Source organism: Aquabacterium parvum (assembly GCF_001447195.1).
Taxonomy (GTDB): Bacteria; Pseudomonadota; Gammaproteobacteria; order Burkholderiales; family Burkholderiaceae_C; genus Aquabacterium; species Aquabacterium parvum.
The window spans coordinates 1-22,684 of record NZ_LFRI01000042.1 but is presented as its reverse complement, the minus strand read 5'-3'; the positions used below and the strand labels follow the sequence as shown (position 1 = coordinate 22,684).

Sequence of the window (22,684 nt, the reverse complement as noted above, 5' to 3'; positions counted from 1 at the left end):
CTCCAGGCTCAGCCGACCATGCGGTGGATGTGCGAGGGCGGGGTGGCGCGCATCGCGGTCATGGGGCTGGGTGGCAGGTGCCAGTACAGCCAGTGCATCGCGAAGGCCTGGTGCTTGTCGGCCTTGATGCGGGCGATCCAGCGCGACAGGAAGATCCCCGCACCCGCGCAGGCTGCAAAGGCCAGCTTGGTGCCCGCCAGGTAGCCGACAAAGAAAAAGAAGATCACCGGGGCGGCCACATCGATGTCCCAGAAGCCGATCTTCCAGGGGTCATCCAGGCGACGGGGGATGTAGGTGTCGGCTTGCATGTCAGGCTCCTGCAGGTTTGAGCTGAGCTCAGACGACCGCGCCCATGATGGCGCCCGCGATCACCAGCCCCACCGCACCGAAGATGGCCAGTCCCACGTAGAACAGCACCGGCCCGAAATTGCGCAGGGCTGACAGCGAGATCAGGGCGACCACGAAACCGACGAAGCCGACCAGGGCCTTGACGCTGGGGCCCAGCGCGGAGATCTGCGCCAGGGCTGATGTCAGCGGCCCGGTGATGCCGGTGAATGCCACCAGGTCGAGGGCGAAGCCGGGCATGGACAGGCCCACGCCCAGGGCGAGCATGGCCAGCGCCGAGGCCACACGCCAGCGCTTGTGCGTGGGCTTGCTGGCGTCACTGGCGTTGGATTGACGGCTTTGCTGGCCGTCCACCTGGACAGAGGGGCGAACAGGGGTGAAGGGATGGATGATGGCTGTGCGCATGGGAATCTCCTGGCTGGGTTGCGCGTCAAGGCCTGACGCAGGCGGGGGCGATCCTGCGAACGTGCGGGCACGCTTCAGGAGGGGGATGCGGTGGGCGAACGGGCTCACGGGCGAGGGCCATCGGCGTGTCATGGCACCCCCTCGGATGAGGCAGTGAACACGACCTCAACGCGACGATTGCGCGCTCGGCCCTCAGGTGTGTCGTTGTTGGCGATGTAGCAGCACAGGCCTCTGGCATCGATGCGGATGTCATTGGGGTGTGAGGGACTGATGCGCTTGATGTGATCTCGAACGGCATCAGCCCGAGCTAGCGCGATGGCCTGATTGGGCGCATCAGGGCCGACGTTGTCGGTGCGTCCCACGATGAGCACACGCTGGGCACGTCCCAGGGCTTTGGCTGCGCTGTTCAGCAGGGTCCGGTGTACAGGTGTCAGCACCGCACTGTCGGTTGCAAACTCCAGGACCAGCACCTGAGGCTTGTGCAGCGGGGCAGGCTTGGTCACTTCAGTTGGCGCGACGGATGCAAGGGCGCGCGCGTTGCCTCGCATCGAAGGCTGCGGCTGTGCATCGGCCACAGCCAGCGTTTTGGGTGTGGTGGTAGGACAGGCAGGCTCGACGCACTGGGCAAAGTACGCGTCGCGGCCACGTTCAAGCTGCGCGATGTGTGAGGCGTTCCGCTTAGCTTGTGGTATCGCGGTTGCATGGCCCTGCTTGGCGGGCAAGGTGCAAGACGAGAAGGCAAACAGAATCACCGCTGCCGAGGCGCTGGTCATGGCGAGGTCCTGTACCCGCGTCATGGCGACACCCGAGCGGCAAGGATGAAGAGGGGCTGCTTTGCCTCTGATCGGCTCTGCGGCCATACGGCGGTTGGCTGTGGGGACTGGATTGCCGAGGCGTGCAACTGCCGATAGACCTTCCAGGCGTAGCGTCTGCGTGCGCTCTGGCAGGCCACTCCCTTGAGTTGGGTACACGCTGCGTTGTAGGCACCCACCCCATCCCAGGTCAGCCCTTGCTTGGCCAGGGTTTGGGCAAGCAGCCAGGCGCCCACATGGATGTTCGTGCAAGGGCTGTACAGGTCGCTTTCGGTGATGCCGAACCGTGCCAGCGCAGGCAGGTTCGAGCTGTTGATCTGCATCAGCCCGATGTCATAGCTGCCCGTGCGTTGGCGGTGGCTGAGGTTGATTGCATTTGGATTGAGGTGCGACTCGACCTTTGCAACGGCATAGAGCAATTGCGATGACACGCCATATCGATGCGCCGCCTCGTCCCAGCAAGCCAGGGCGTGTGCCGGCAGGCTCAGCAGCGCAAGACATCCAGACAAGGGACCCCATTGCATGGCGCACTCCAAACAAGACCGATGAATCCGCCAATGCACGTTGCGCGGCGGGACGGATGGGGTGAGACCGGCACGGTGCCGATCAAGGTCTTGTTCAGGTCTGCCGTGGTTGGACGACCTTGGCGTGGTCAGGGCACGTGAATCGTTTGGAGATTCTTCATGCCATGTGCTGGTCAGAGCGCTGGGCGGTCGATGGCCTCAGCGGGTCTGTGTGGCGTGCTCTGGACGGAAGCGCTGTGCCATGTTGATGCGAGCTTGTTGAAGGACGCTGGCGCCGGTCTCATCCGCCTGTTGACACAGCGCCACGCAGGCGGTGGTCAAGTGGTCGAGCTGGAACTTCGGGTTGGGGTGCCGATTGGCGGGTGAGCGCTGCAACTCAAGGAGCAAGTCGTACTGCGGTCGCCACATGGCTTCCCGACGACGAGGCGTATTGGGCGAGCGGGCCACAAGCTCGGTTCCGAGAAAGCTGAAGATCTGTCTTGCCGCTTCGGGGCCGGAGAAGACCTGGGAGACGCAGGCACTGATCAGGTCAGGAAATCGAAAGATCGGGCCGACGTTGCGATCGGACTTGAGCACGCCATAAAGCCAGACATGTTCTTCCAGCCACAGCCGCGTTTCGATGACGTCGGACGGCTGGGATTCCACTGTTGCGGTGTGTCGAGAGTCCTGAAATCCGGGCGGTGCAGCGGTGAGCATGGTGCGTACCTCTGTTCTCTGATTCGGCAATCGCTCGGATGAGCGCATGAGTACAGATTAGGGCCAGGGTACAGCATGGTCACGGGTGAATGCGGGCTTTGTCATGGGGATTTCGGCTCCAGTTCATAGCGAGTACTGACGCGGTACGGCCAAGATGGAGGAGTTCAATTTCCGCGAGACAAAAAAAAGCCCGCCGATCAGCGGGTGATCAGCGAGCACAAGACGCATCGCTGTCATCACGGTGCGCCACCGGCTCAGGGAGGAAACGCCGGGCCGAGGTACGAACCTGCAGCAGCCAAATGATAAGGGGATTGGCGGCGATGTGGCCTGAGCACGGGTGTGCCCAGGCCATAGAGCAAGCGTTGCCATGTGCAAGTAGCCAGTTTTCCCATTCAAATTCGGGGAGGGCGCTCGCATTTCTGTCAATGCGCGCGGCGTGGAGACGCCGGCAAGGCCAATGGCTCATGCACTGCAAATGGGCCATCTGACCGACACCTCAAGGGTGGTGGCGAGATCCGGTTCTACGAGATTGGACCAGCCATGCAGCAACGAGAAAAGCCTCTGAATGGCGGCGACGCCAACAAATGCATGGACAGCCAAGAGCCCGAGCGCATTTCAGCGTGAACTGGCTGCCAAATGCAAAGCACCACGCTTCTGCGCCACCCTATAGTTTCTGCGGGAGGCGTGGGAGAGGGGCTATCTACCAAGGCCATGTACCGAATCGATGTGCTGGTGGCCGGTTTGCGAGGGCTGTTGATTCCCGTTGCTCAGTTCTTTTAGGATGCCGCAGTCGGCTGATTCCTTGGCCTCACCGCACTGGGAACGCAAGCTCTCCAACTGTGCCTTCAGGGCCACCAGCTCATCAATTCGCTGGGTGACATGACCAAGGTGCTCATCGAGCACACGGTTGGCATCTTCGCAACTCTGGGAGGGCTTGTCCTTCAGTCCAAGCAAGACACGAACTTCGTCGAGGCCCATGTCCAGGGAGCGGCAGCGCCGTATGAAGGCCAGTCGCTCAACGTGCTCAACATCGTAGATGCGATAGTTCGTGGCCGTGCGCGCGGGCTCGGGCAGGAGTCCTTCCCTTTCGTAGTAGCGGATGGTCTCCACCTGGGTGCCGGTGAGGTTGGCAAGATCGCCGATTTTCATTGGACGCCTCTCTGTTTGATGAAAGCCAGTGGCTTAAGCCTTCGGGGTGTCGGACGGGACGGGTGTCAGCGATTCCGGCTGATTGAATGCCAGCAGGCGCAGCGCATTGATGACAACCAGGAGGGTGGAGCCTTCGTGGAAAAGCACGGCCGTGCCCATCTTCAAACCCAGGATCGTGGACGGAATCAGCACAGCCACCACGCCCAAACTCACCCAAAGGTTCTGGCGGATGATGCGACTCGTCTGGCGTGACAGGCCGACGGCAAAGGGCAACTGGGTCAGGTCATCGGCCATGAGCGCCACGTCGGCTGTTTCCAAAGCCACATCCGAGCCAGCGGCGCCCATGGCGATGCCCACCGTGGCATTGGCCATGGCAGGCGCATCGTTGACGCCGTCGCCCACCATCGCGACCTTACCAGCGCTCGACCGGAGGTCCATGATCGTCTTGACCTTGTCTTCCGGCATCAGGTCGCCCCGCGCTTCCGTCAGACCCACGCTCTTGGCAACGGATTCGGCAACCTTCTGGTTGTCTCCGGAGATCATCACCAGACGCTCGATCCCCAGTTTCTGCAGGGACTTCATCACTTCAGCAGCAACTGGCCGAGGCGTGTCCATCATGCCCAGCGCACCGAGGTAGCGCCCGCCCAGTCGCACGATCATGGTGGTCCTGCCGTCGGCCACCAAGCGTTCATTGGCCGTCTTCAAGTCAGCCGGTACGGCTTCGCCTTTGAGTTCTTCGAACAGAACCGGCTTGCCGATGTACACCTCGTCGCCACCGATTCGTGCCTTCACACCTCGGCCAGTGATGCTTTCCAGGCCTTGGACCTGGGGTGCGGCATGGCCATCACCCAACCGCTGCTTGGCGCCTTCCACCACGGCGGAGGCCAGCGGGTGATCGCTGTGCTCTTCCACGGCCAAAGCGATGGACAGCAATTCCTTCTCGTCGACGCCTTGAGCGGCCACGACATCCGTCAGGCGAGGCTTGCCTTCGGTCAGCGTGCCGGTCTTGTCGAAGGCGATGGCCGTGAGCGTGCCCAAGTTCTCCAGCGGGCCACCGCCTTTGACCAGGACCCCACCTCGACCCGCGCGGGCCACGCCGCTGAGTACAGCGCTGGGAACCGAAATGGCCAGCGCGCAGGGACTGGCAGCAACCAACACCGCCATGGCTCGGTAGAAACTCGCGGAGAAGGGCTCGTCAACGACAACCCATGCGAACAGCAGCAAACCCACGAGCGCCAGGATGAGGGGCACGAAGACGCGTTCGAATTTTTCAGTGAAGTTCTGAGTAGGGGAGCGTTGGGTTTCAGCCTCCGTGACCAGTTTGACGACGCGTGCCATGGTCGATTCGCTGGCCTGCCGCGCAACGACCACTTCAAGCGCGCCCGAGCCATTGATGGTCCCTGCGAAGACGCGGTGCTGCGGCGGCAACTTGTCGAAGCCTTGCAACGCGGCCTGCGCGTCTTGGACAGGCCGCTTGTCCACCGGAACGCTTTCGCCTGTCACGGGAGCCTGATTGACGCTGCTTTCGCCCAAGACCACGAAGCCATCCGCGGGCAACCGTTCGTTCGGTCGCACGACGACGGTGTCGCCCACTTGCAGTTGGGCCACGGCGATTTCTTCTTTCTTGCCGTCGCGCCGACGCAATGCCACTTCAGGGGCGAGTTTGGCCAGCGCCTCGATCGCCTTGCGGGCCCTGCCCATGGCGTAATGCTCAAGCGAGTGCCCCATACTGAACAGGAACAGCAGCAAGGCACCCTCGAACCATTGCCCGAGTGCGGCTGCGCCAGCGGCGGCCACCAACATCAGCATGTCAATCTCAAAGCGCTTGGCCTTGATGTTGTCGATGGCTTCCAGCAAGGTGAAGTAGCCGCCAAACAGATAGGCCATCACAAAGAAGGCCATGCTCACGGTTTCCGTGGCCAGCTTCTGTGATTCCAGCACCCATCCGACCAGCAGCAAGGCTCCCGCGATCGCGGCAAAGATCAGTTCTGTTTTTTCACCGAAGAGTCCACCGGAATGGTCATGGCCTTCATGAGCACCTGATGCATGCTTGCCGTGCTTCTCGTCACCATGCGAATGATCATGGCCGTCACCATGCTCGTGCGCATGATCTGTGTGGTCGGACACCGATGCGAGCTTTTCGGGATGGGAATGGGACTGATGGTCATGTCCATCATCCTTGATGGACGTTGATGAACCAGGCGAGAGAGAGGCGCGGTCTTCGATGCCGAAGCCGCTGAGCATCGTGCGCAAATCCTTCTCTTCGACCTGTTCCCGATCGAACTCGATGCGGACGGAACCCGAGGCATTGACTTCGGCTTCGACGACGCCTTTCAGGACCTTGAGCTTTGCCGTCAAAGTTCGGGCTGCGCGGGGATGTTTCGTTCCCGCTCGCAAAAGCATGTGGCCAAAACGATCAGTTAACTTGGCGCCAGCCCCACGTGCGATGTCACGCACTTTGCCCAGGGAGATGACATCTGGGTCGTAGTGGATGCACAGCTCAGGAGTGCCCCCGGTGGCCGCATCAGCGACGTGAGCAGCGGCGATGCCTTCACGCGATTCAAGTGTCTGGATCAGGAGCTTGACGCAGCGATCCCTGATGTCCGGGAGACTGGGCAGCAACAGTGGGATTTCCAATCGAAGCTTTTGAGGCTGGGTCATTTTCGCGACCTTTCTTTTTTGATGGAAGCGGAATCAGAGACGCGCCCTTGGGCATAAGCGATGAACGAGCCGTATCCTGGGGAAGCGGCCTTGATCAGGACGCTCCCAGGGATGAGTTGAATCCATGGCCGGCATCTCATGGGGTGTTACCCAACGCATCCCGCTTGCGCAACGGCGCAAAGCAGTTTTGAATGTTGACGAAGACGAGGTCGTCGGCCTGGAGGTCCAAATCATTGGGAATGGCCGAGATTCGCCGGGCCTTGTTCCTTGGACTACCGCGCACGTTGTAGGAAACAACGGCAAACCGGGTGTAGGGCGGGTTAGGACCCAGTTCCGAACGGCAGTCCGTCTGCAGGGTCTTCATGGGCGATTCAATGCCGCCCACTTCGACCACACGGGCCCTGCGCCAGCCTTCCTTGCGGCCGTAAGTGTCGGTGTCCATGCTGGCGCATCCAGACGCCAGCAGGGCCAGAAGCAGTGATACCCAAGTCAGTGACTTGATCATGAGAGGTACTCCAGATAGAGGGATCTACGGAGGACCAGGATTGCCTGCGGCGCATGAGAAGCGTTTCGAGCGCGGCAGTAGTCCTCCGAGCAGTCCCGGAGGGTGGCCGACAAGGCAGGGCAATCAGTGGGTGATGGCACATGGCGCATCGAGTCCTCCAGTTGAACAAAGTCAGAACTGGTGGATCCAGCGGCGCGGGAAGCTTGAGGCTGTTGGTTTCAGCGGGGAAGAGCGCTCAGCTGGATCAACTGGGCATACGCCAGTTGGGCTTCTCGGGCGCCTCTTCGAATACCCATGCCCGCCAGGACAGCGGTTCGGGCAAGGCGGTCGAGCTGGTCAGCGGAGCATCAAAGAAATGGAACTCCACGACGGGCGTTGGAACGCTCACATGGCAGTATGGGCAATCTGTATCGGCCTGGCCTTTGTCGGCAACTGACTTTCCGTGCTCCACCGATTTGCCACTGTCCTGGTGCTGATGCACGTGATGCCCGAAGTGGTCGGCGGCAGGGCCGGTCTCATGCGCACAGGCGATGCCAGCCGCCGCCCAACTGAGTTGGAGCGGAAGGACAAACACCAGGAACAAGATCAGCCAGCGGCGCATGGTTGGGCAGTATAGGGAAAGGCGAACAATGGTGCTGAAAGGCCAAGCGGACAGGCAGTCAACAAGCCATGTCAGCGCGTACCTGCATTAGAAACCCTGTAGTGGGCACAGAGTCAAGCGCTATCAGCGTGTCCCTCCCGTCATCGAAGCTTGCCGGAATTCCTTGTACTCATCCTCATAGGCCTGCAAGGCCAACTGATAGCGGATGGCGTTGTCGGCGATTTGCCCACGTTCGACGTCCATGTCCACGGTATTGCTGTCCAGGCTGGTCTGGAGCGGAACGCGGTAGACAAGCGCCACCGTGCTGTTGAATATGCTTCCTGATGGTTGCGGCAACTGCGACAAGTGTCCCGCGGCCGTCTTTCGAAGGTCACTGGGATCGGTGCCCTCTGAGCGCTGGTTGTTCACGGCGTTCCGCAGGCTGGTCCGGAAATCGAGGTCTTTGGCCTGGTAGTGAGGGGTATCGACGTTCGCGATGTTGGAAGCCAGTATTTCCTGCCTCTTGGAACGCAGCAGGATCGCGTGCTCTTTGAAACCGTCCTCCTCCTGTTCCCCAGAAGGATTCGTCGGTGGAACCACTGGAGGCGTCAAGCGGGGCGATGGCACCGCCGGCGTGGAGGGCAGTGGCAGATTCATGGAGATGGGTTTGATCATGATGCGGTCTCTGGTGTTGAATCGGATGCCGGATCGAAGATTGATGCTCAGCAGGCACAAGGAGGTCGGTTTGGCGGTAGCACAAACCTGACAGTCACTGGACGGCGGCCCTGGAGGTGCAACACGGCGGTGATCCTGGTTTCTGGAGGTAGCTCGAAAATGCCTTGAGGGCCGAGCAAACCGCTGTGGGGGCTTACCGCCGCGCTGCGCCTGCCGTGCGGACCATCCCAGCTCAAAGTGGCACGCGCGATGTGCAGGCCGGCGGTCATGGCTTGACCGCACAATCGGAAGTGCAGGGCTGAGCGTTGGAGCATCAACTCGCAGACCAGCCAGGAGACCACCGCGCGCATCAGTTCATCTGATGTGGTGCTGGATCCTGAAGGCTGAACCTGGGCTGCCACCTCCGGCGCGCGCCATGAATGGGCCGTAAACGGAGCTTCATCATTGGCAGCGAGACGCGCAGCCACGACCCGGATGCACAGCAAGGAGCCGAAGGATCGGAGCGTCGTGTACCTCATGGCATTTGCTCAGGGAGTGAGGGGCATGCCATCCACAAACGGGTGGAACGTATGCTCATGGCCTTCTTCCTTTGGCTTTGCCGTCTTGTTTTCCAGCGGGCGGCTGACCATGAGTACCCGATGCCGTGCCGGTCGAATTCGGTGGCGCTTGCCGTTCCGAAAATCGTTTGCCGTTCAGTCGATGCCGGAGAGCATCGGTGTACTTGGGCTGTGAGGTTGGTGTCACCTTGGGAGGGTGATGCGCCAGCCACCAGGCAAACAGAAGCAGTGCAAGCACCCCACACAGTCCCAAAGCCAACCACACCAGGCCCAACTCCTTGTGGGTGAAGGGCGTGGTCATGTAAGGGCCCCTTGCGCGCGCAGGACTGGCCGCTGCGCTCCGGTGGCTACGGGCGTTGTCTGGATGGATGCAATCAAGGGCAGGTGGGCACTACCGCGTCTGCCATGGCAAAACATGGGCACGGCCAATGAACTTCGCATCGAATTCTCCAAGCGTGATGGGAGGAATTCGACGAGCAGAAGCCGTCAGTTCATGACGGATTCATTCGAAGCGTATGGAAGCCAGGAATGGACGAACTGCTCGCCGATTTACAGCGAGGATGTCCAATTGGGGCGTTCGAGACGGCGGCGATCGGCCGAGGAATACGCAATCACCGGTGCACGGTAGAGGGAAGTCTCGACGGAGGTCGGTGTCACCGTGGTGTGCTGGGGCAGCAGCTGGGGCATCTGGAGATGGCAGAGGCCGCAATCCTGGTCAAGCTGCAATGACAACTTGCCTTTGCCATTGTCTTGATCGGCTCCTACCTGCGCCCTGTGTTCATGCGCATGGTGCCCGAAATGCCCGGCCGCACTGCCAGTCTCGTGCTGGCAATAGGCCGCGGCCGCAGCATATCCAAGCTGCAGCGGCACAATCAACAACAAGAAAATGGCAATCAGGCGGCGCATCGCAAAAATGTATCACCATCAAATGGGTGTGCCAAGGATGGATGACGAGACATGAGCATGCAGATGCCCACTATTCCCGTCACCAAAATCGCTCCGGCAATGCCAGCACATCAATCGAACAGTCTCCTCAGAAAACTGCCTCCATGGCTGGAGCCATGACCAGACTTTTGATGGCCGCCGCCATGTTCACGCCGACCATGGTGTTCACCACGTCCTGTCGAAATGCCGGGATCCATGTGGGCCTGCGTCGACACGGGGTCGCGCTGGCTCTGTTCAATGATTTTGTCCAACTCTCCTCGGTCCAGCCATACGCCCCTGCATTGCGGGCAGTAATCGATTTCGACGTTCTCGCGATGGCTCATCGCAAGTTGAACGGTTTTGCAAGCGGGGCATTGCATGAAGATTCCTTTCTTTGATCAGACGGTGTCAATTCAGCGCATCAAACCTTGAAGTTGCATTAGCCTTGGCTTATGCACGGTTCATATCAACTGGCGATGGCAAGGACGTTGATCCAATGTGGCGTGCCATAGAGAAGAGGGGAGCTGGTTGTCAGCCATGATTCGCTTGCTTCGAAACCAGCCTGACCTAGGGCGTTTAGAACCTCCGAGAGACGGTAGTACACATAGTGTCGCCCATCCTCGATGCAGCGTTCTCCTTGTCCCTCTTGAAGAGCAAGGAACAACGTTCCGCCAAACACGAGTGCTTGGTGCAGGCGCATCAGTACTGGAACGAGTTGCGCCCTTGGCGGGTGGAGCAGGGAAGCGCAAGCCCAGATGCCATCGAAGCTGCGCTCAAAGGCAATGTCTTCGAGACGAAGCACCATGCATTCGACGCCAGAGTAGGCATAAGCGAGGCTGGCCATGGCGACTGAGGAGTCGATTCCAAGAGCGACATGGCCTGCACGCTTGAAGGCGCGAAGATCCCTGCCTGAACCGCAACCCGCATCCAGGATACGTGCTCGTCGAGGCAGCTTCGCCAGGAAGCGTTCCCTGGGTGCGGACGTGTCGGCATCGAAGGTGAGGGAAAAATACTCCTCCGCCTTGTCCTCGTAGAAATTGCCTGTGGTCGACATCAAGCTCTTGTTCCTCGAATGCGGTCACTGTTCGGGCGCTTCGAGCATGTAGCCCATGCCTCGCACCGTGAAAATCATCTTCGTCTCTTGCCCTTCATCGATCTTGAGTCGCAGGCGACGCACGGCCACATCGATGACGTTGGTGTCGCTCCCGAAGGGCATGTCCCATACCTGGGAGGCGATCAGTGATCGCGGAAGGACTTCCCCTTGGCGACGCATCAGAAGTTCCAGCAGGCCGAATTCCTTGGGCGTCAGATCGATGTGGGTCCCTGCACGGTGCACGCGGCGGCGCAACAGGTCCAACTCCAGATCACCGATGCAGATCGAAGGGAGGCTGCTGGCGTCGACCGTGCGTCCACGCAGGATGGTCCTGATGCTGCACAAGAGTTCCGAGAAGGAGAACGGCTTTTTGAGGAAGTCTTCAACGCCACGCTGGAGCGTGTTGACGCGGCACTCATGATGGTCGCGTCCATTCAAGAAAAGCACGGGAATCAACGAATCCTGACGCCGGAGCGCCTGCAGCAGTTCACAGCCTGTCATGCCTTTCAGGGCGGTGTCGATGATCAAGAGATCGAACATTTGCAGCGATGCCAGTTTCAACGCCTCGATGCCGCTTTTGGCAAGGTCGACGGCGAATCCGGCCTCGCTCAAACCTAGGCGATAGTGATCGCCAGTCTTAATGTCGTTTTCGACGACCAATATCTTCGCCTGCACACTTGTCATGTTTGCGAAGTGTGCCGATGAATACCGGCCTGAACCAAACATGACGAAAATGTAATCTTCAAGACACCGCCTTGAAAGGCTGGGAGCCGGAAAATCTATAGTGGCTTCAGCCTTCTGGCGTCTGGCATGACATTGGATTCAATTCGAACCAGATCGGCATATGCCTTGCCGATGACACTCGTTGTCATTGCAAAGGAGCCATCATGGGTGCCACTTCCAAACATGCCAGGACTGTTGCGAAGCCTCAAAAAGATCGCGAGCCGCAGCGCAACTACGCTGTCAAAGACGAGGGCGTAGAACCCCAAGTCGACAATCCCAAAGCGGCGCCGGATCGGCATGCCCACAGTGTGGAGGCCAGCAATGTGGACGGGCATGTGGCTCAGAGCGAGACCGAGCAACCTAGACAGGCTTGATTCATTGCCCTGTGGAAAAATTCACAACAATCTTCGCGAAGGGTATTGACTCTGTAGCCGCTACAGGGATTCAAATGGATTCAAAGAGATTGGATCTTCTATCGACGGACATGCCAGGCAACTTCCTTCACGTGTATTTGTCAGGCGCAACTCATTTCTGATCCACAAGGCATTTTTTTCAACCTATACTTGCCGCGCCATGCGTCGATTGCTTTGCTTGTTCCTGCTGATTTGGTTTCCGCTCCAGATGTCCTGGGCTGCGGTGGCCAGCTATTGTCAGCATGAAAGCAACCCTGCCGCGCAGCGCCATTTCGGGCACCACGAGCACAACCATCTTGATCCGCAACATGGGGAGCGCCCTGGCGATAAAGCCGCAAAGGACAAGAGCGGTAGCGACAAGAAGGCCAGTGCCGACAACGACTGCACTGTCTGCCACATGAGCGCTGCCTCGCCGGTCAGTGAGACGCACACCCCCCAGGTGGCGTCTAGCAGGGAATGGTTTGGCCACTCGATCGAGGGCTACGCCTCCAACATTCCAGCGGGGCCCGAGCGTCCCGACATACGTCTCGCCGTTTGATTCGGCGAGACGGCTGCTGCGCAAGCTTTTTTCCTGTCTTCAGATAGCGAGGCCACGGCCTCTCTCGCCGGATTCCTTCTTGTTGTTGTTCCCACAACCCGGAGAATTCGATGTACAGGCACATGGTGCCGATGACAACGTTCGCGTTGGTCACGGCCACACTTTTTTCTTCCACCACCTTTGCTCAAGTTAGCCCGTCCGATTCGGATGGGCAGGCCGTGCACAAGGCGGTGCCCGTGGCACAGCCCCTGACGCTGAGCGAAGCCATCAGGCTGGCGCTTCAGTTCAGCCCGCAAATCGTGGCGAATCAGCAGGAACTGGCGGCCAGCGAAGGGGCCGTCATTCAAGCGGGTGCGCGTCCCAACCCTGAAGTCCAGGCACTGCTGGAAGACACGCGGCGAGACAGCCGAACGACCACGGTGCAGTTGAGCCAGCCCATCGAGTTGGGCGGTAAACGTTCAGCGCGGATCTCGGTCGCCGAGGCCGCGCGGGCTCAAACCGCCGTGGACATCGAAGGGCGTCGCGCGCAGATCAGAGCGGATGTGGCCGATGCATTCTTTGCCGCAGCCATCGCTCAGGAACGGGTGAAGTTGGCGCAGGCCTCCGTCGACTTGTCCATGCGTGGCACGGATGCGGTCTCCAAGCGGGTTCAGGCCGGCAAGGTCTCTGCGGTGGACGAGACGCGGGCAAAGGTCGCTCACGCTGGTGTCCGGCTGGAGTTGCTTCAAGCGCAGAGCGAACTTCGATCCGCTCGCCAAGGGCTGGCAGCTCTGCTGGGACCAGCATCTGCCGTTCGTGCTCAGACGCTGGTCTGGCAATCGGGTGTCCAACCAGCCGCTCGCAATCTGGAGGCTTCTCAGTTGTCAGATGTGCCGGTGCTGCGGCAGGCACGCCTGGAGGTCGACAAGCGGCAAGCCATGGTCGAGCTTGAGGAGGCGCGCCGTGTTCCGGACGTGACCCTGACCTTGGGTGCCAAGCGGGATCAGCAGGTCGGACGCAACCAGGCTGTGATCGGCCTGGCCATTCCCATTCCTGTGCTCGATACCAACCGGGGGAACCTGCTTCAGGCCTTGCGCCTGCACGATAAGGCCGAAGCGGACTTCCAGGCAACGCGGATCCGCGTCGAGACCGAGTGGGTGCAATTGACGGAGCGTCAGCGCTTCGCCCAGGCTGAGGTGGACGTCCTGCGCAGCGAGGTACTGCCGGGCGCCGAGAGCGCGTGGCAGGCCGCCACGACCGGCTTCGAGTTGGGCAAGTTCAGCTTCCTCGACGCCCTGGATGCTCAACGGACCTTGCTCCAGGCTCGCGCCCAGTACCTGCGGGCGCTCAATGAGCTGTACCGCACCAACGCCAACATTGATCGCCTGCTGGGGACCAGCGGCGAAGAACAGACGACGTCCAAGCCATGAGAAAGCATTGCATGACACGCTCCAAATCACAACGCCAAGCTGGGCGCATCAGCCAAAAGCAACTCATCGCCATCATCGCCATCGTTTTGGCGGGGTTGGGCGTCAGCGCATTTGTGCTGACGCGGTCTCCCAGCGCGCCCGCCGGCGAAGCGGCCGAGGAGAGCCATGGCCACGGTCACGGCGAGGCCAAGGGACACGACGACGCCGAGCACCACGGCGAGAAGAAATCCGAGTCCGGCCACGACGAGGCGAAGGGACACGATGACAAGGAACACCATGAGAAGGCCGAGGAGCATGGGGAGCATGACAAGCATGAAGGCGAAACCGCTCCTGAGAAGGGCGCTGCCGCCGCCAACGCTGGCAAGCACGAGGAAGGCGAGGAAGAGCCTGTCTCTCTGAATGCTCAGCAGATCGCAGCAGCGGGCGTTGAAGTCCAAGCGGCACAACCTGGCAAGATCCTTTCGACGGTGCAACTGTCCGGCGAGATCAAGTTCAACGAGGATCGCACGGCACACGTTGTGCCCCGTGTCGGTGGCGTCGTCGAATCGGTGTCGGCCAACCTCGGGCAGCAGGTCAAAAAGGGCCAGGTCCTCGCGGTCATTTCCAGCGTGTTGCTGTCCGAACAGCGCAGCGAGTTGCAGGCGGCCCAGAAGCGCCTGACCTTGGCGCAAACCACCTACGACCGAGAGAAGAAGCTCTTCGAAGACAAGATCTCGCCGCAGATGGATCTTCTGCAGGCCACCCAGGCCCTGCGCGAAGCCGAGATTGCGGTCAACAACGCCAACCAGAAGCTCAAGGCGTTGGGTGCCTCGCCTTCGGCTGGGGCATTGAATCGCTACGAGCTGCGCGCACCGTTTGATGCGGTCGTGGTCGAGAAGCACATCGCTCTGGGCGAGTCGGTCAAGGAAGACGCCAATGTGTTCACCCTGTCCGACCTGTCCACCGTGTGGGCCACAATCAACGTGCCCGCCAAGGACCTGAACCTCGTGAAGGTGGGCGAGAAGGTTACCGTGCGATCCAGTTCGTTCGAAGCCACGGCCAAGGGCACCGTGACCTACGTTGGATCGCTGATTGGCGAGCAGACGCGCACAGCAACCGCCCGAGTGGTGCTGACCAATCCAGACCTGTCGTGGCGTCCCGGCCTGTTCGTCAATGTCGCCGTGACTTCCGGCGAGACGGAAGCACCCGTGACCGTGACGGCTGGCGCGGTGCAGACCATGGAAGGCCGCCAAGTCGTGTTCGTCGAAGTCCCGGGCGGATTCCAGGCCAAGCCTGTGGAGGTCGGTCACACCGATGGCAAGCGCACGGAAGTCGTCAAGGGCTTGAGCGCCGGTACCCGCTATGCGGCGACGAACAGCTTCGTCATCAAAGCTGAAATCGGCAAGGCTTCGGCCGAGCACGAGCATTGAGCACGAGGTCCACCCATCATGTTTGAACGCATCATCCGATTTGCCATTGAGCAGCGCTGGCTTGTGCTGCTGGCCGTCTTCGGTATGGCCGCCCTGGGCGTCTTCAGCTATCAGAAGCTGCCCATCGATGCCGTGCCGGACATCACCAACGTCCAGGTCCAGATCAACACCCAGACACCTGGCTATTCGCCGCTGGAAACCGAACAGCGTGTGACCTACCCGCTGGAGACAGTGATGGCGGGCCTGCCCGGCCTGGAGCAGACCCGCTCCCTGTCGCGCTACGGCCTGTCCCAGATCACCGTGATCTTCAAGGACGGCACCGACCTGTACTTCGCGCGCCAACTGGTGAACGAGCGGATCCAGGAGGCCAAGGCGCGGCTGCCGGAAGGCGTCACGCCGGCCATGGGCCCCATTTCCACAGGCCTGGGCGAGATCTACATGTGGACTGTCGAAGCCAAGGACGGCGCCAAGAAGCCGGATGGCACGCCCTACACGCCGACTGACCTGCGCGAAATCCAGGATTGGATCATCAAGCCTCAACTGCGCAATGTAACGGGCGTGACCGAGATCAATTCCATCGGCGGCTATGCCAAGGAATACCAGGTCGCGCCCAGCCCTGAGAAGCTCATGGCGCATGGCCTGACGTTGGGTGACGTGGTCAATGCCCTGGAGCGCAACAACGGCAACGTTGGCGCCGGCTACATCGAACGCGAAGGCGAGCAGTACCTGATCCGTGCACCTGGTCAGGTGCGTGGCACCCAGGACCTGGGCAGCATCATCGTCAAGCAGACGACGGATGTACCCATCCGCATCCGCGACATCGCAGAAGTGGGGCAGGGCAAGGAGCTGCGCACGGGCGCCGCCACCGACAACGGCCGAGAGGTCGTCCTGGGCACCGTGTTCATGCTCATTGGCGAGAACAGCCGCAAGGTCTCGCAAGCAGTTGACATCAAGATGGCGGAGATCAACAAGTCCCTGCCAGCTGGTGTTCATGCCGTGACCGTCTACGACCGGACCGTCCTGGTGGACAAGGCGATCGCCACGGTGAAGAAGAACCTGATGGAAGGCGCCATCCTGGTGATCGCCATCCTCTTCCTGTTCCTGGGCAACATGCGTGCCGCGGTGATCACCGCCATGGTGATCCCGCTTTCCATGCTCTTCACCTTCAGCGGTATGGTCAGTCAGAAGGTCAGTGCGAACCTGATGAGTCTGGGCGCGCTGGACTTCGGGATCATCGTCGATGGCGCGGTGGTGATCGTGGAGAACTGCGTGCGCCGCCTGGCGCATGCGCAGGCGCATCACGGGCGAGAGTTGACCTTGCGCGAGCGCTTCCATGAAGTCTTCGCGGCTTCGCAGGAGGCCCGTCGTCCGCTGCTGTTCGGGCAGCTGATCATCATGATCGTCTACCTGCCCATCTTCGCCCTGGCCGGTGTGGAAGGCAAGATGTTCCATCCGATGGCGTTCACCGTGGTGACGGCGTTGTTGGGTGCCATGATCCTGTCCATCACCTTCATCCCCGCTGCCGTGGCGCTGTTCATCGGCAAGAAGGTGTCGGAGACCGAAAACGTAGTGATCCGCACCGCCAAGCGCTGGTATGAGCCCATGCTGAACACGGTGATGGGGGCCAAGCCTGTCGTGCTGACGGCGGCAGCGGTGCTCGTCCTGGTCTGTGGCGTGGTGGCTTCCCGCATGGGCAGCGAGTTCGTGCCAAGCTTGAACGAAGGCGATTTCGCGGTGCAGGCGCTGCGGATTCCCGGCACCAGCCTCAGCCAATCGGTGGCCATGCAGACCAAGCTGGAAAGCCATCTGAAGGCCAAGTTCCCTGAGATCGAACGTGTGTTTGCACGCACCGGTACCGCCGAGATCGCGGCCGACCCGATGCCGCCCAACATCTCGGACGGTTACGTGATGCTCAAGCCGGTGGACAAATGGCCCGAGCCGCGCAAGACGCGCGACGAACTGCTGGCCGCTGTTCAGGAAGAGGTCGCCAAACTGCCGGGGCAGAACTACGAGTTCTCTCAGCCGATCCAGCTGCGCTTCAACGAGCTGATCTCCGGGGTGCGCAGTGACGTCGCGGTCAAGCTGTTCGGTGATGACATGGATGTCCTCAACAACACTGCCAACCAGATCGCGAAGGTGCTGCAAGGCATCCCGGGCTCGTCCGAGGTGAAGGTGGAACAGACCACGGGCCTGCCCATGCTGACCATCAACATCGACCGCGAGAAGGCGACGCGCTATGGCCTGAACATCGGCGACATCCAGGACACGCTGGCCACGGCCGTGGGCGGCAAGGAGGCTGGGACGCTGTTCGAGGGCGACCGCCGTTTCGACATCGTCGTGCGTCTGCCGGAAGATGTCCGCACGGATCTGGAAGCCGTTCGGCGCCTCCCCATCGCCTTGAAGGGCGGAGACGGCGAGGGCGCGCGCTTCATTCCGCTGTCCGAGGTGGCTTCCATCGACTCGGCGCCTGGTCCCAACCAGGTCAGCCGCGAGAACGGCAAGCGCCGCATCGTCATCAGCGCCAACGTGCGTGGCCGTGACATCGGCACCTTCGTCGGGGATGCCCAGAAGGCGCTGGAAGCGGTCAAGATCCCCACGGGCTATTGGACCGTGTGGGGCGGCCAGTTCGAGAACCTGCAGTCCGCCACGCAGCGCCTGCAGATCGTCGTGCCGGTCTCGCTGCTGCTGGTTTTCGTGCTGCTCTTTGCCATGTTCGGCAACGTGAAGGACGGCTTGCTGGTGTTCACCGGGATCCCGTTCGCGCTGACGGGAGGCATCCTGGCCCTGTGGCTGCGGGACATCCCCTTGTCGATCTCGGCGGCCATCGGATTCATCGCACTGTCTGGGGTGGCCGTGCTGAACGGGCTGGTGATGATCTCCTTCATTCGCAACTTGCGTGACGAAGGGCGGTCGCTTGACGAGGCCATCCACGAGGGCGCCTTGACGCGGCTGAGGCCGGTCCTGATGACCGCGTTGGTGGCATCGCTTGGCTTCGTACCGATGGCCCTGGCCACCGGCACGGGCGCGGAGGTTCAAAGGCCGCTGGCGACCGTCGTGATCGGGGGCATCCTGTCCTCGACGATGCTGACTTTGCTGGTGCTGCCTGTGCTTTACCGCATCGTCCATCGAAAGGATGAAGAGGACGCCCAGACCACCGAAACCAAGCCCTCTCCTGACGCACACGAGGATGGAGCGATTGCATGACCAAAGCATGGGGCCGGTGGCCCCGGCTTTGGCCCGGTGAGGGGAGCGCGCGTGCCTTCACTCGCGCGACGTTCTATGCGCCTGACATAGTCTTGCTGGGGCTGTTCGCCGCGGTGTTGCAAGGCTGTGCCCTGCCCGAGAGGGACGAGGCCAAGCGGCTTAAGCCCATATGTTTCACCATGCTCAAGACGAGAACCTGCGTGCCGGGGCCGTCACCGAAGTCCTTGGACGCGGCCAAGGTGCGCAACCTGGCATTGCGGCCGGATGCGGGGCGGGTGGTGATCGTTCGAGCGCGGGACGGCGACGTCCAAGGGCTGGTGCCTTTGGGGTTGAATGGGCAGCCGCTGGAAAGCCTCATCCCCTATTCGGTCGTTGCCGTGGACGTTTCGCCGGGGCTTCACGAAGTTCGCATTCAGGAGGGGGTGGACGCGACCATTCCCCTGGAACTGCGAGCAGGTGATGTCGTTGTGCTGGAAGTACGCAGGCGTGGAAGGTATGGGAAGAGATTCGACCTTGTTCGCTTGTCGCGGCAGGAAGGGCGTGCGCTGATCGACGAAAGCCGGATTCTGCGCGCGCTGGATCGTACGGTTCCGTCACCGACTAAAACTGGTGGCGAAGGCACGGTTCCCTGATCTGGCGGTTCGCCTGCATAGCGCGTCTGAACACGCGAGCTTTTGCAATGGCGAGAAATGAAGAAGGAGCTTGTGGATGAGCAATTCAATGCGAAGCGTGCCTGGACATCTCGCCAGTAGCTTGATCCCGCTGGCATGTCTCTGCATGACCCCTTACTGTTGGGCCGAGGAACGCATCCTCTACAAGTCGATCATGCCCAATGGGCAGGTCGTGTATGGCGACGAGCCCGAGGCAAAGGCGAAGCGGTCTTACGCGATATCTGTCGAACCTCACCCGGCTGATCCGCAGCAGGCCGAGGCGGCGCAACGCGCGCTTGCGATGACGCGAGAGCAGTTGCTGAAAGACGCTGCTGCGCGATCTCTTCGGCTGAAGGATCTGGACAACAAGATTGCCAGTGCCTACGAAGAGCTCAGGGGCCGTCGGTCCGATCAGGAGGCCGGGCGCCAGGTCGTAGAGGGGGATCGGCAAGGCCGTAGATTTTCTTCACAGTATGGCCGCCGTCAGCGCTCGTTGGCTTCGGAGACGGAGCAGGCCCAGCGCAAGTTGGACAAATTGATCAAGGAACGGGACGCACTTCGATATTGATCTCGCGGATATGCCTGTGAGGTCTGTCAAAGCATGGCGAGATTGTCGTCGCGTCTTTTGCTGAGATGCATTACCAGGCAACTTACCGAGGCAAGCAATCGGCATCGGTGGCGTGAGCCATCGCCATTCAACTTGAAACGATCACGTCTTCGTTCATTTGTCAGACGTGTTGGGAATAGGGTCGATACCCGCCCGACACACATCAGGATCACCTTAGATGTTTTCAGTTCCCACGAATGCTTTCAGGTCCATGGGCGTTCCCTGGCTGGTCGCCGTCATCTGGTTGGCGGCCTTCACTTGCTTGCGCATCGGCCTGCTGGTCACATTGGATGCGGGGCAGGTCGGCATCGATCTCTGGCCCTATGTGCTGACCAAGGGGCTTCTGTTCGATTTGGCAACGCTGGCCTTTCTGGTCGCGCCGGTTTGCCTTTACGAGGCGGTACTGCCCAATCGCTGGAGAACTAGCCTTTGGCATAGAACGCTTCGGCTCAAGTGGTTGTGGTTTTCTGTCTTCGTCATGCTGTTTGGCATCGGCGCGGAGGTCACCTTCTGGCTGGAGTTTTCAACACGGTTCAACTTCATCGCGGTCGACTACCTGCTCTACACGCAGGAGGTGATCGGCAACATCCGGCAGTCCTATCCTGTTCCAACCGTCTTGGCGGCCATCGCAGTGGTGGCTGGTCTCATTGTCTGGTTCTTGCGGGGCGCCGTTCGAAACATGGACAACGTCAAGATCACGCGCATCCAGCGCGCCAAGCTGGTGGCAGCGGGTGTGGTTCTGCCCGTGATCGCGGGGTTCACGGTCAGCGTGGACCAGATGGAAGGGGCAGGCAACGCCTATGCGGACGAGATCTCCGGGAACGGTCTGTTCACGCTGGCGGCGGCCATGCGGCGGAACGAGCTGGATTTCGATCGCTTTTATCGAACAATGCCGCAAAGCGAGGCGGACCGCATTCTTCAAACCATGGGGATGCAGCGCAGACCGCTGTCCGATCTTTCTGCTCAGGCATTGAAGGGCGCCGCGAACCACGCATGGCCCTTCACCCGGCGGCCACGGAATGTGGTGCTGATCTCGGTGGAAAGCCTCTCGGCTTCATTTCTTGGCGCATACGGCGACTCGCGAGGGTTGACGCCCCGGCTCGATGCGATCGCCAAGCAAGGACTGCTGTTCTCGCACGCCTATGCGACGGGAACACGCACGGTCAGGGGGTTGGAGGCGCTGTCGCTGGGAACGCCCCCCGTCCCCGGGCAGGCCATTGTCCGCCGACCTCAGAACGAGCACCTCGCCACGCTGGGAGAAGTGCTTGGCTCTCAAGGCTTCAAGCCCTACTTTTTCTACGGCGGGTACGGCTACTTCGACAACATGAATGCCTATTTCGGGGGCAACGGCTACAAGGTGATCGACAGGACGGACATGGACAAGCGCACCATCGTCTTCGAAAACGTCTGGGGGGTGGCGGACGAGGTGCTGTTCAGCCAGGCCTTGAGCACGCTGGATGAGGGAAGGGCGCAAAGCAATCCTTTCTTTGCGCACATCATGACAACGTCCAATCACCGCCCTTACACCTATCCCGCCGGCCGCATCGACATCCCTTCGCCCGGTGGGCGACTCGGCGCCGTCAAGTACACCGATTTCGCGATCGGCGACTTCATCGACAGGGCTCGTGCGCAACCCTGGTTCAAGGACACCCTGTTCATCATCGTCGCCGACCATGGTGCGTCCGTGGCGGGAAAGACCAAATTGCCACTGGATGGCTACAGAATCCCTTTGATCTTCTTCGCGCCTGATCTGCTGAAGCCAGGTGTATACGAACCGCTGGTCAGCCAGTTGGACCTGGCCCCCACGATCGTCGAGCTATTGGGGAAAAAGGGGGCCGACTACTTCTTTGGACGCTGTCTCTTCGAAGAAGAGGAGCCGTTGAGAAGGGTCTTCGTCAGCAACTATCAGTCGCTTGGCTACCTGCGAAGCAACACGCTCACGGTGTTGCTGCCTCGGCAACGGGTGGAGAGCTACAGGGTCGATCCTCGGACGCTGGAGACGACGCCCAAAGCAGTGGATCCGGTACTGTTGAATGAGGCGATCGCCTACTATCAGACGGCATCAAGGTCCTTCAAGATGGGGGCATTGAAGCTGCCAAATTGCCCCCATCAACAATGAGCGGCCAGCGAATGCATCAGGACCTGCGTTCGCCCCGAAGCGGCCGATTCATCGGCCAGCTTCGGGGGCTTGCATCACTTCAGCGCAAAGCGAACAGAGACGGGCTTCTTGCCAGGCAGCGTCACGACAGCCACCGCTTTGGCGCCAGCGCTCACGTCGAAGCTGCCTTTGGCTTCCAGCTTCTCACCCGCTGGCGCGAGTTGCACTTCGTTTTTGTCGGTGCCCTTGATGAGGGTCAGTTTGCCACTGGCACCTTGCATCTTGACTGCCTTGCCGTGATCGCGCACGTACAGGCTGATCAGGTCGGCCTTGGCCACCAGTTCGAAGTCCATCTCGCTGGCTTCCACCACCACGCCGCCGTGCAGCGGATCATGTTCGTGCCCGTGTTCGTGTCCATCCGCCGCAAAGGCGCTGGCACTGATGGCCAGGATCGAGCAGGCAATCAGGCTGTTCACTTTTCTCATCTTCAGTCCTTGAAGGTTATGGAGGTGAAAGCCTATGCAGATGCAGGCGACAGAAGGCCAACTCAAAGATGACAAATTCGTCATCTTGAACCGCCCCGGCTTTGAAGGAGGCTCCCTCGTTTGAGATGATGGAGCCAAGATGAGAAGTTCGAAGTATTCCCCCGAGGTTCGCGAGCGCGCGGTGCGCATGGTGCTGGAGCACCGAGATGAGCACCCGTCACA

General features: G+C 60.7%; 24 protein-coding genes. 8 read left to right on the top strand and 16 right to left on the bottom strand.

All coding sequences use genetic code 11. The features are described from left to right. Positions 1 to 8 precede the first annotated feature (8 nt). From traL to ABG80_RS00590, 15 genes are all read right to left on the bottom strand, one after another. A complete protein-coding gene (gene traL, locus ABG80_RS00655) occupies positions 9 to 308 on the bottom strand; it encodes a type IV conjugative transfer system protein TraL (RefSeq protein WP_058085871.1) in 300 nt (99 codons plus the stop codon). A gap of 28 nt (positions 309 to 336) precedes the next feature. Further along, positions 337 to 750, bottom strand: coding sequence for a hypothetical protein (locus ABG80_RS00650; RefSeq protein ID WP_235513694.1), 414 nt, complete (start codon positions 748 to 750; stop codon positions 337 to 339). 128 nt (positions 751 to 878) lie between these two features. Continuing rightward, positions 879 to 1,610, bottom strand: coding sequence for an OmpA family protein (locus ABG80_RS00645; RefSeq protein ID WP_083505684.1), 732 nt, complete (start codon positions 1,608 to 1,610; stop codon positions 879 to 881). Further along, positions 1,544 to 2,086, bottom strand: a complete 543-nt coding sequence (locus ABG80_RS00640; protein ID WP_058085869.1) for a lytic transglycosylase domain-containing protein — start codon at positions 2,084 to 2,086, stop codon at positions 1,544 to 1,546. The genes ABG80_RS00645 and ABG80_RS00640 overlap by 67 nt, the downstream gene beginning before the upstream one ends. Positions 2,087 to 2,284: 198 nt before the next feature. Further along, positions 2,285 to 2,782, bottom strand: a complete 498-nt coding sequence (locus ABG80_RS00635) for a hypothetical protein (RefSeq protein ID WP_109036403.1) — start codon at positions 2,780 to 2,782, stop codon at positions 2,285 to 2,287. 696 nt (positions 2,783 to 3,478) lie between these two features. Beyond that, positions 3,479 to 3,931, bottom strand: coding sequence for a Cd(II)/Pb(II)-responsive transcriptional regulator (cadR, locus tag ABG80_RS00630; protein WP_058085867.1), 453 nt, complete (start codon positions 3,929 to 3,931; stop codon positions 3,479 to 3,481). A 33-nt stretch (positions 3,932 to 3,964) separates the two neighbouring features. Further along, complete coding sequence (locus tag ABG80_RS00625; RefSeq protein ID WP_058085866.1) at positions 3,965 to 6,592, bottom strand: heavy metal translocating P-type ATPase; 2,628 nt, start codon at positions 6,590 to 6,592, stop codon at positions 3,965 to 3,967. Positions 6,593 to 6,728: 136 nt separating this feature from the next. After that, positions 6,729 to 7,097: a hypothetical protein gene (locus tag ABG80_RS00620; RefSeq protein ID WP_058085865.1), complete on the bottom strand. Its 369-nt coding sequence runs from the start codon at positions 7,095 to 7,097 to the stop codon at positions 6,729 to 6,731. Positions 7,098 to 7,341: 244 nt separating this feature from the next. Further along, positions 7,342 to 7,698, bottom strand: coding sequence for a DUF2946 family protein (locus ABG80_RS00615; protein ID WP_058085864.1), 357 nt, complete (start codon positions 7,696 to 7,698; stop codon positions 7,342 to 7,344). Positions 7,699 to 7,821: 123 nt separating this feature from the next. Further along, a complete protein-coding gene (gene flgB / locus ABG80_RS00610) occupies positions 7,822 to 8,352 on the bottom strand; it encodes a flagellar basal body rod protein FlgB (RefSeq protein WP_230179382.1) in 531 nt (176 codons plus the stop codon). Between the two features lie 573 nt (positions 8,353 to 8,925). Next, entirely contained in the window at positions 8,926 to 9,210 is a 285-nt protein-coding gene (locus ABG80_RS21800; RefSeq protein WP_133611161.1) for a hypothetical protein, read from the bottom strand. A gap of 248 nt (positions 9,211 to 9,458) precedes the next feature. Then, on the bottom strand, positions 9,459 to 9,815 hold the full coding sequence (czcI, locus tag ABG80_RS00605) for a cation efflux protein, CzcI family (RefSeq protein WP_058085862.1): 357 nt from the start codon (positions 9,813 to 9,815) through the stop codon (positions 9,459 to 9,461). A gap of 110 nt (positions 9,816 to 9,925) precedes the next feature. Continuing rightward, the gene (locus ABG80_RS21080; RefSeq protein WP_407638722.1) at positions 9,926 to 10,177 is read right to left on the bottom strand and encodes a TFIIB-type zinc ribbon-containing protein; all 252 of its coding nucleotides are present in this window, start codon (positions 10,175 to 10,177) and stop codon (positions 9,926 to 9,928) included. A gap of 122 nt (positions 10,178 to 10,299) precedes the next feature. After that, positions 10,300 to 10,887 (bottom strand): class I SAM-dependent methyltransferase, encoded by a 588-nt coding sequence (locus ABG80_RS00595; protein WP_058085860.1) that lies wholly within the window; start codon positions 10,885 to 10,887, stop codon positions 10,300 to 10,302. A 24-nt stretch (positions 10,888 to 10,911) separates the two neighbouring features. Then, positions 10,912 to 11,652, bottom strand: coding sequence for a winged helix-turn-helix domain-containing protein (locus tag ABG80_RS00590; protein WP_281262567.1), 741 nt, complete (start codon positions 11,650 to 11,652; stop codon positions 10,912 to 10,914). Positions 11,653 to 11,813: 161 nt separating this feature from the next. On the opposite strand from ABG80_RS00590, the gene ABG80_RS21795 reads away from it, so the two are divergent. The 8 genes from ABG80_RS21795 (at position 11,814) to ABG80_RS00550 (ending at position 21,998) form a co-directional block, all read left to right on the top strand. Next, the gene (locus ABG80_RS21795; protein WP_137839858.1) at positions 11,814 to 12,023 is read left to right on the top strand and encodes a hypothetical protein; all 210 of its coding nucleotides are present in this window, start codon (positions 11,814 to 11,816) and stop codon (positions 12,021 to 12,023) included. A gap of 199 nt (positions 12,024 to 12,222) precedes the next feature. Further along, positions 12,223 to 12,600 carry a cation efflux protein, CzcI family gene (gene czcI, locus ABG80_RS00580; RefSeq protein ID WP_058085857.1) on the top strand — a complete coding sequence of 126 codons (378 nt, stop codon included), beginning with the start codon at positions 12,223 to 12,225 and terminating at the stop codon, positions 12,598 to 12,600. Positions 12,601 to 12,710: 110 nt separating this feature from the next. After that, positions 12,711 to 14,009 carry a TolC family protein gene (locus tag ABG80_RS00575; protein WP_083505682.1) on the top strand — a complete coding sequence of 433 codons (1,299 nt, stop codon included), beginning with the start codon at positions 12,711 to 12,713 and terminating at the stop codon, positions 14,007 to 14,009. An 11-nt stretch (positions 14,010 to 14,020) separates the two neighbouring features. Continuing rightward, a complete protein-coding gene (locus ABG80_RS00570; protein WP_058085856.1) occupies positions 14,021 to 15,418 on the top strand; it encodes an efflux RND transporter periplasmic adaptor subunit in 1,398 nt (465 codons plus the stop codon). 18 nt (positions 15,419 to 15,436) lie between these two features. Next, entirely contained in the window at positions 15,437 to 18,622 is a 3,186-nt protein-coding gene (locus ABG80_RS00565) for a CusA/CzcA family heavy metal efflux RND transporter (RefSeq protein WP_058085855.1), read from the top strand. Beyond that, on the top strand, positions 18,619 to 19,254 hold the full coding sequence (locus tag ABG80_RS00560; protein WP_058085854.1) for a hypothetical protein: 636 nt from the start codon (positions 18,619 to 18,621) through the stop codon (positions 19,252 to 19,254). The genes ABG80_RS00565 and ABG80_RS00560 overlap by 4 nt, the downstream gene beginning before the upstream one ends. 76 nt (positions 19,255 to 19,330) lie before the next feature. Beyond that, positions 19,331 to 19,840: a DUF4124 domain-containing protein gene (locus ABG80_RS00555; protein ID WP_152987392.1), complete on the top strand. Its 510-nt coding sequence runs from the start codon at positions 19,331 to 19,333 to the stop codon at positions 19,838 to 19,840. Between the two features lie 217 nt (positions 19,841 to 20,057). Continuing rightward, positions 20,058 to 21,998 (top strand): LTA synthase family protein, encoded by a 1,941-nt coding sequence (locus ABG80_RS00550; protein ID WP_058085852.1) that lies wholly within the window; start codon positions 20,058 to 20,060, stop codon positions 21,996 to 21,998. A 74-nt stretch (positions 21,999 to 22,072) separates the two neighbouring features. Here the strand turns inward: ABG80_RS00550 and ABG80_RS00545 are convergent, their stop codons facing one another. Then, positions 22,073 to 22,651, bottom strand: a complete 579-nt coding sequence (locus ABG80_RS00545; protein ID WP_321166021.1) for a hypothetical protein — start codon at positions 22,649 to 22,651, stop codon at positions 22,073 to 22,075. Positions 22,652 to 22,684 lie beyond the last annotated feature (33 nt).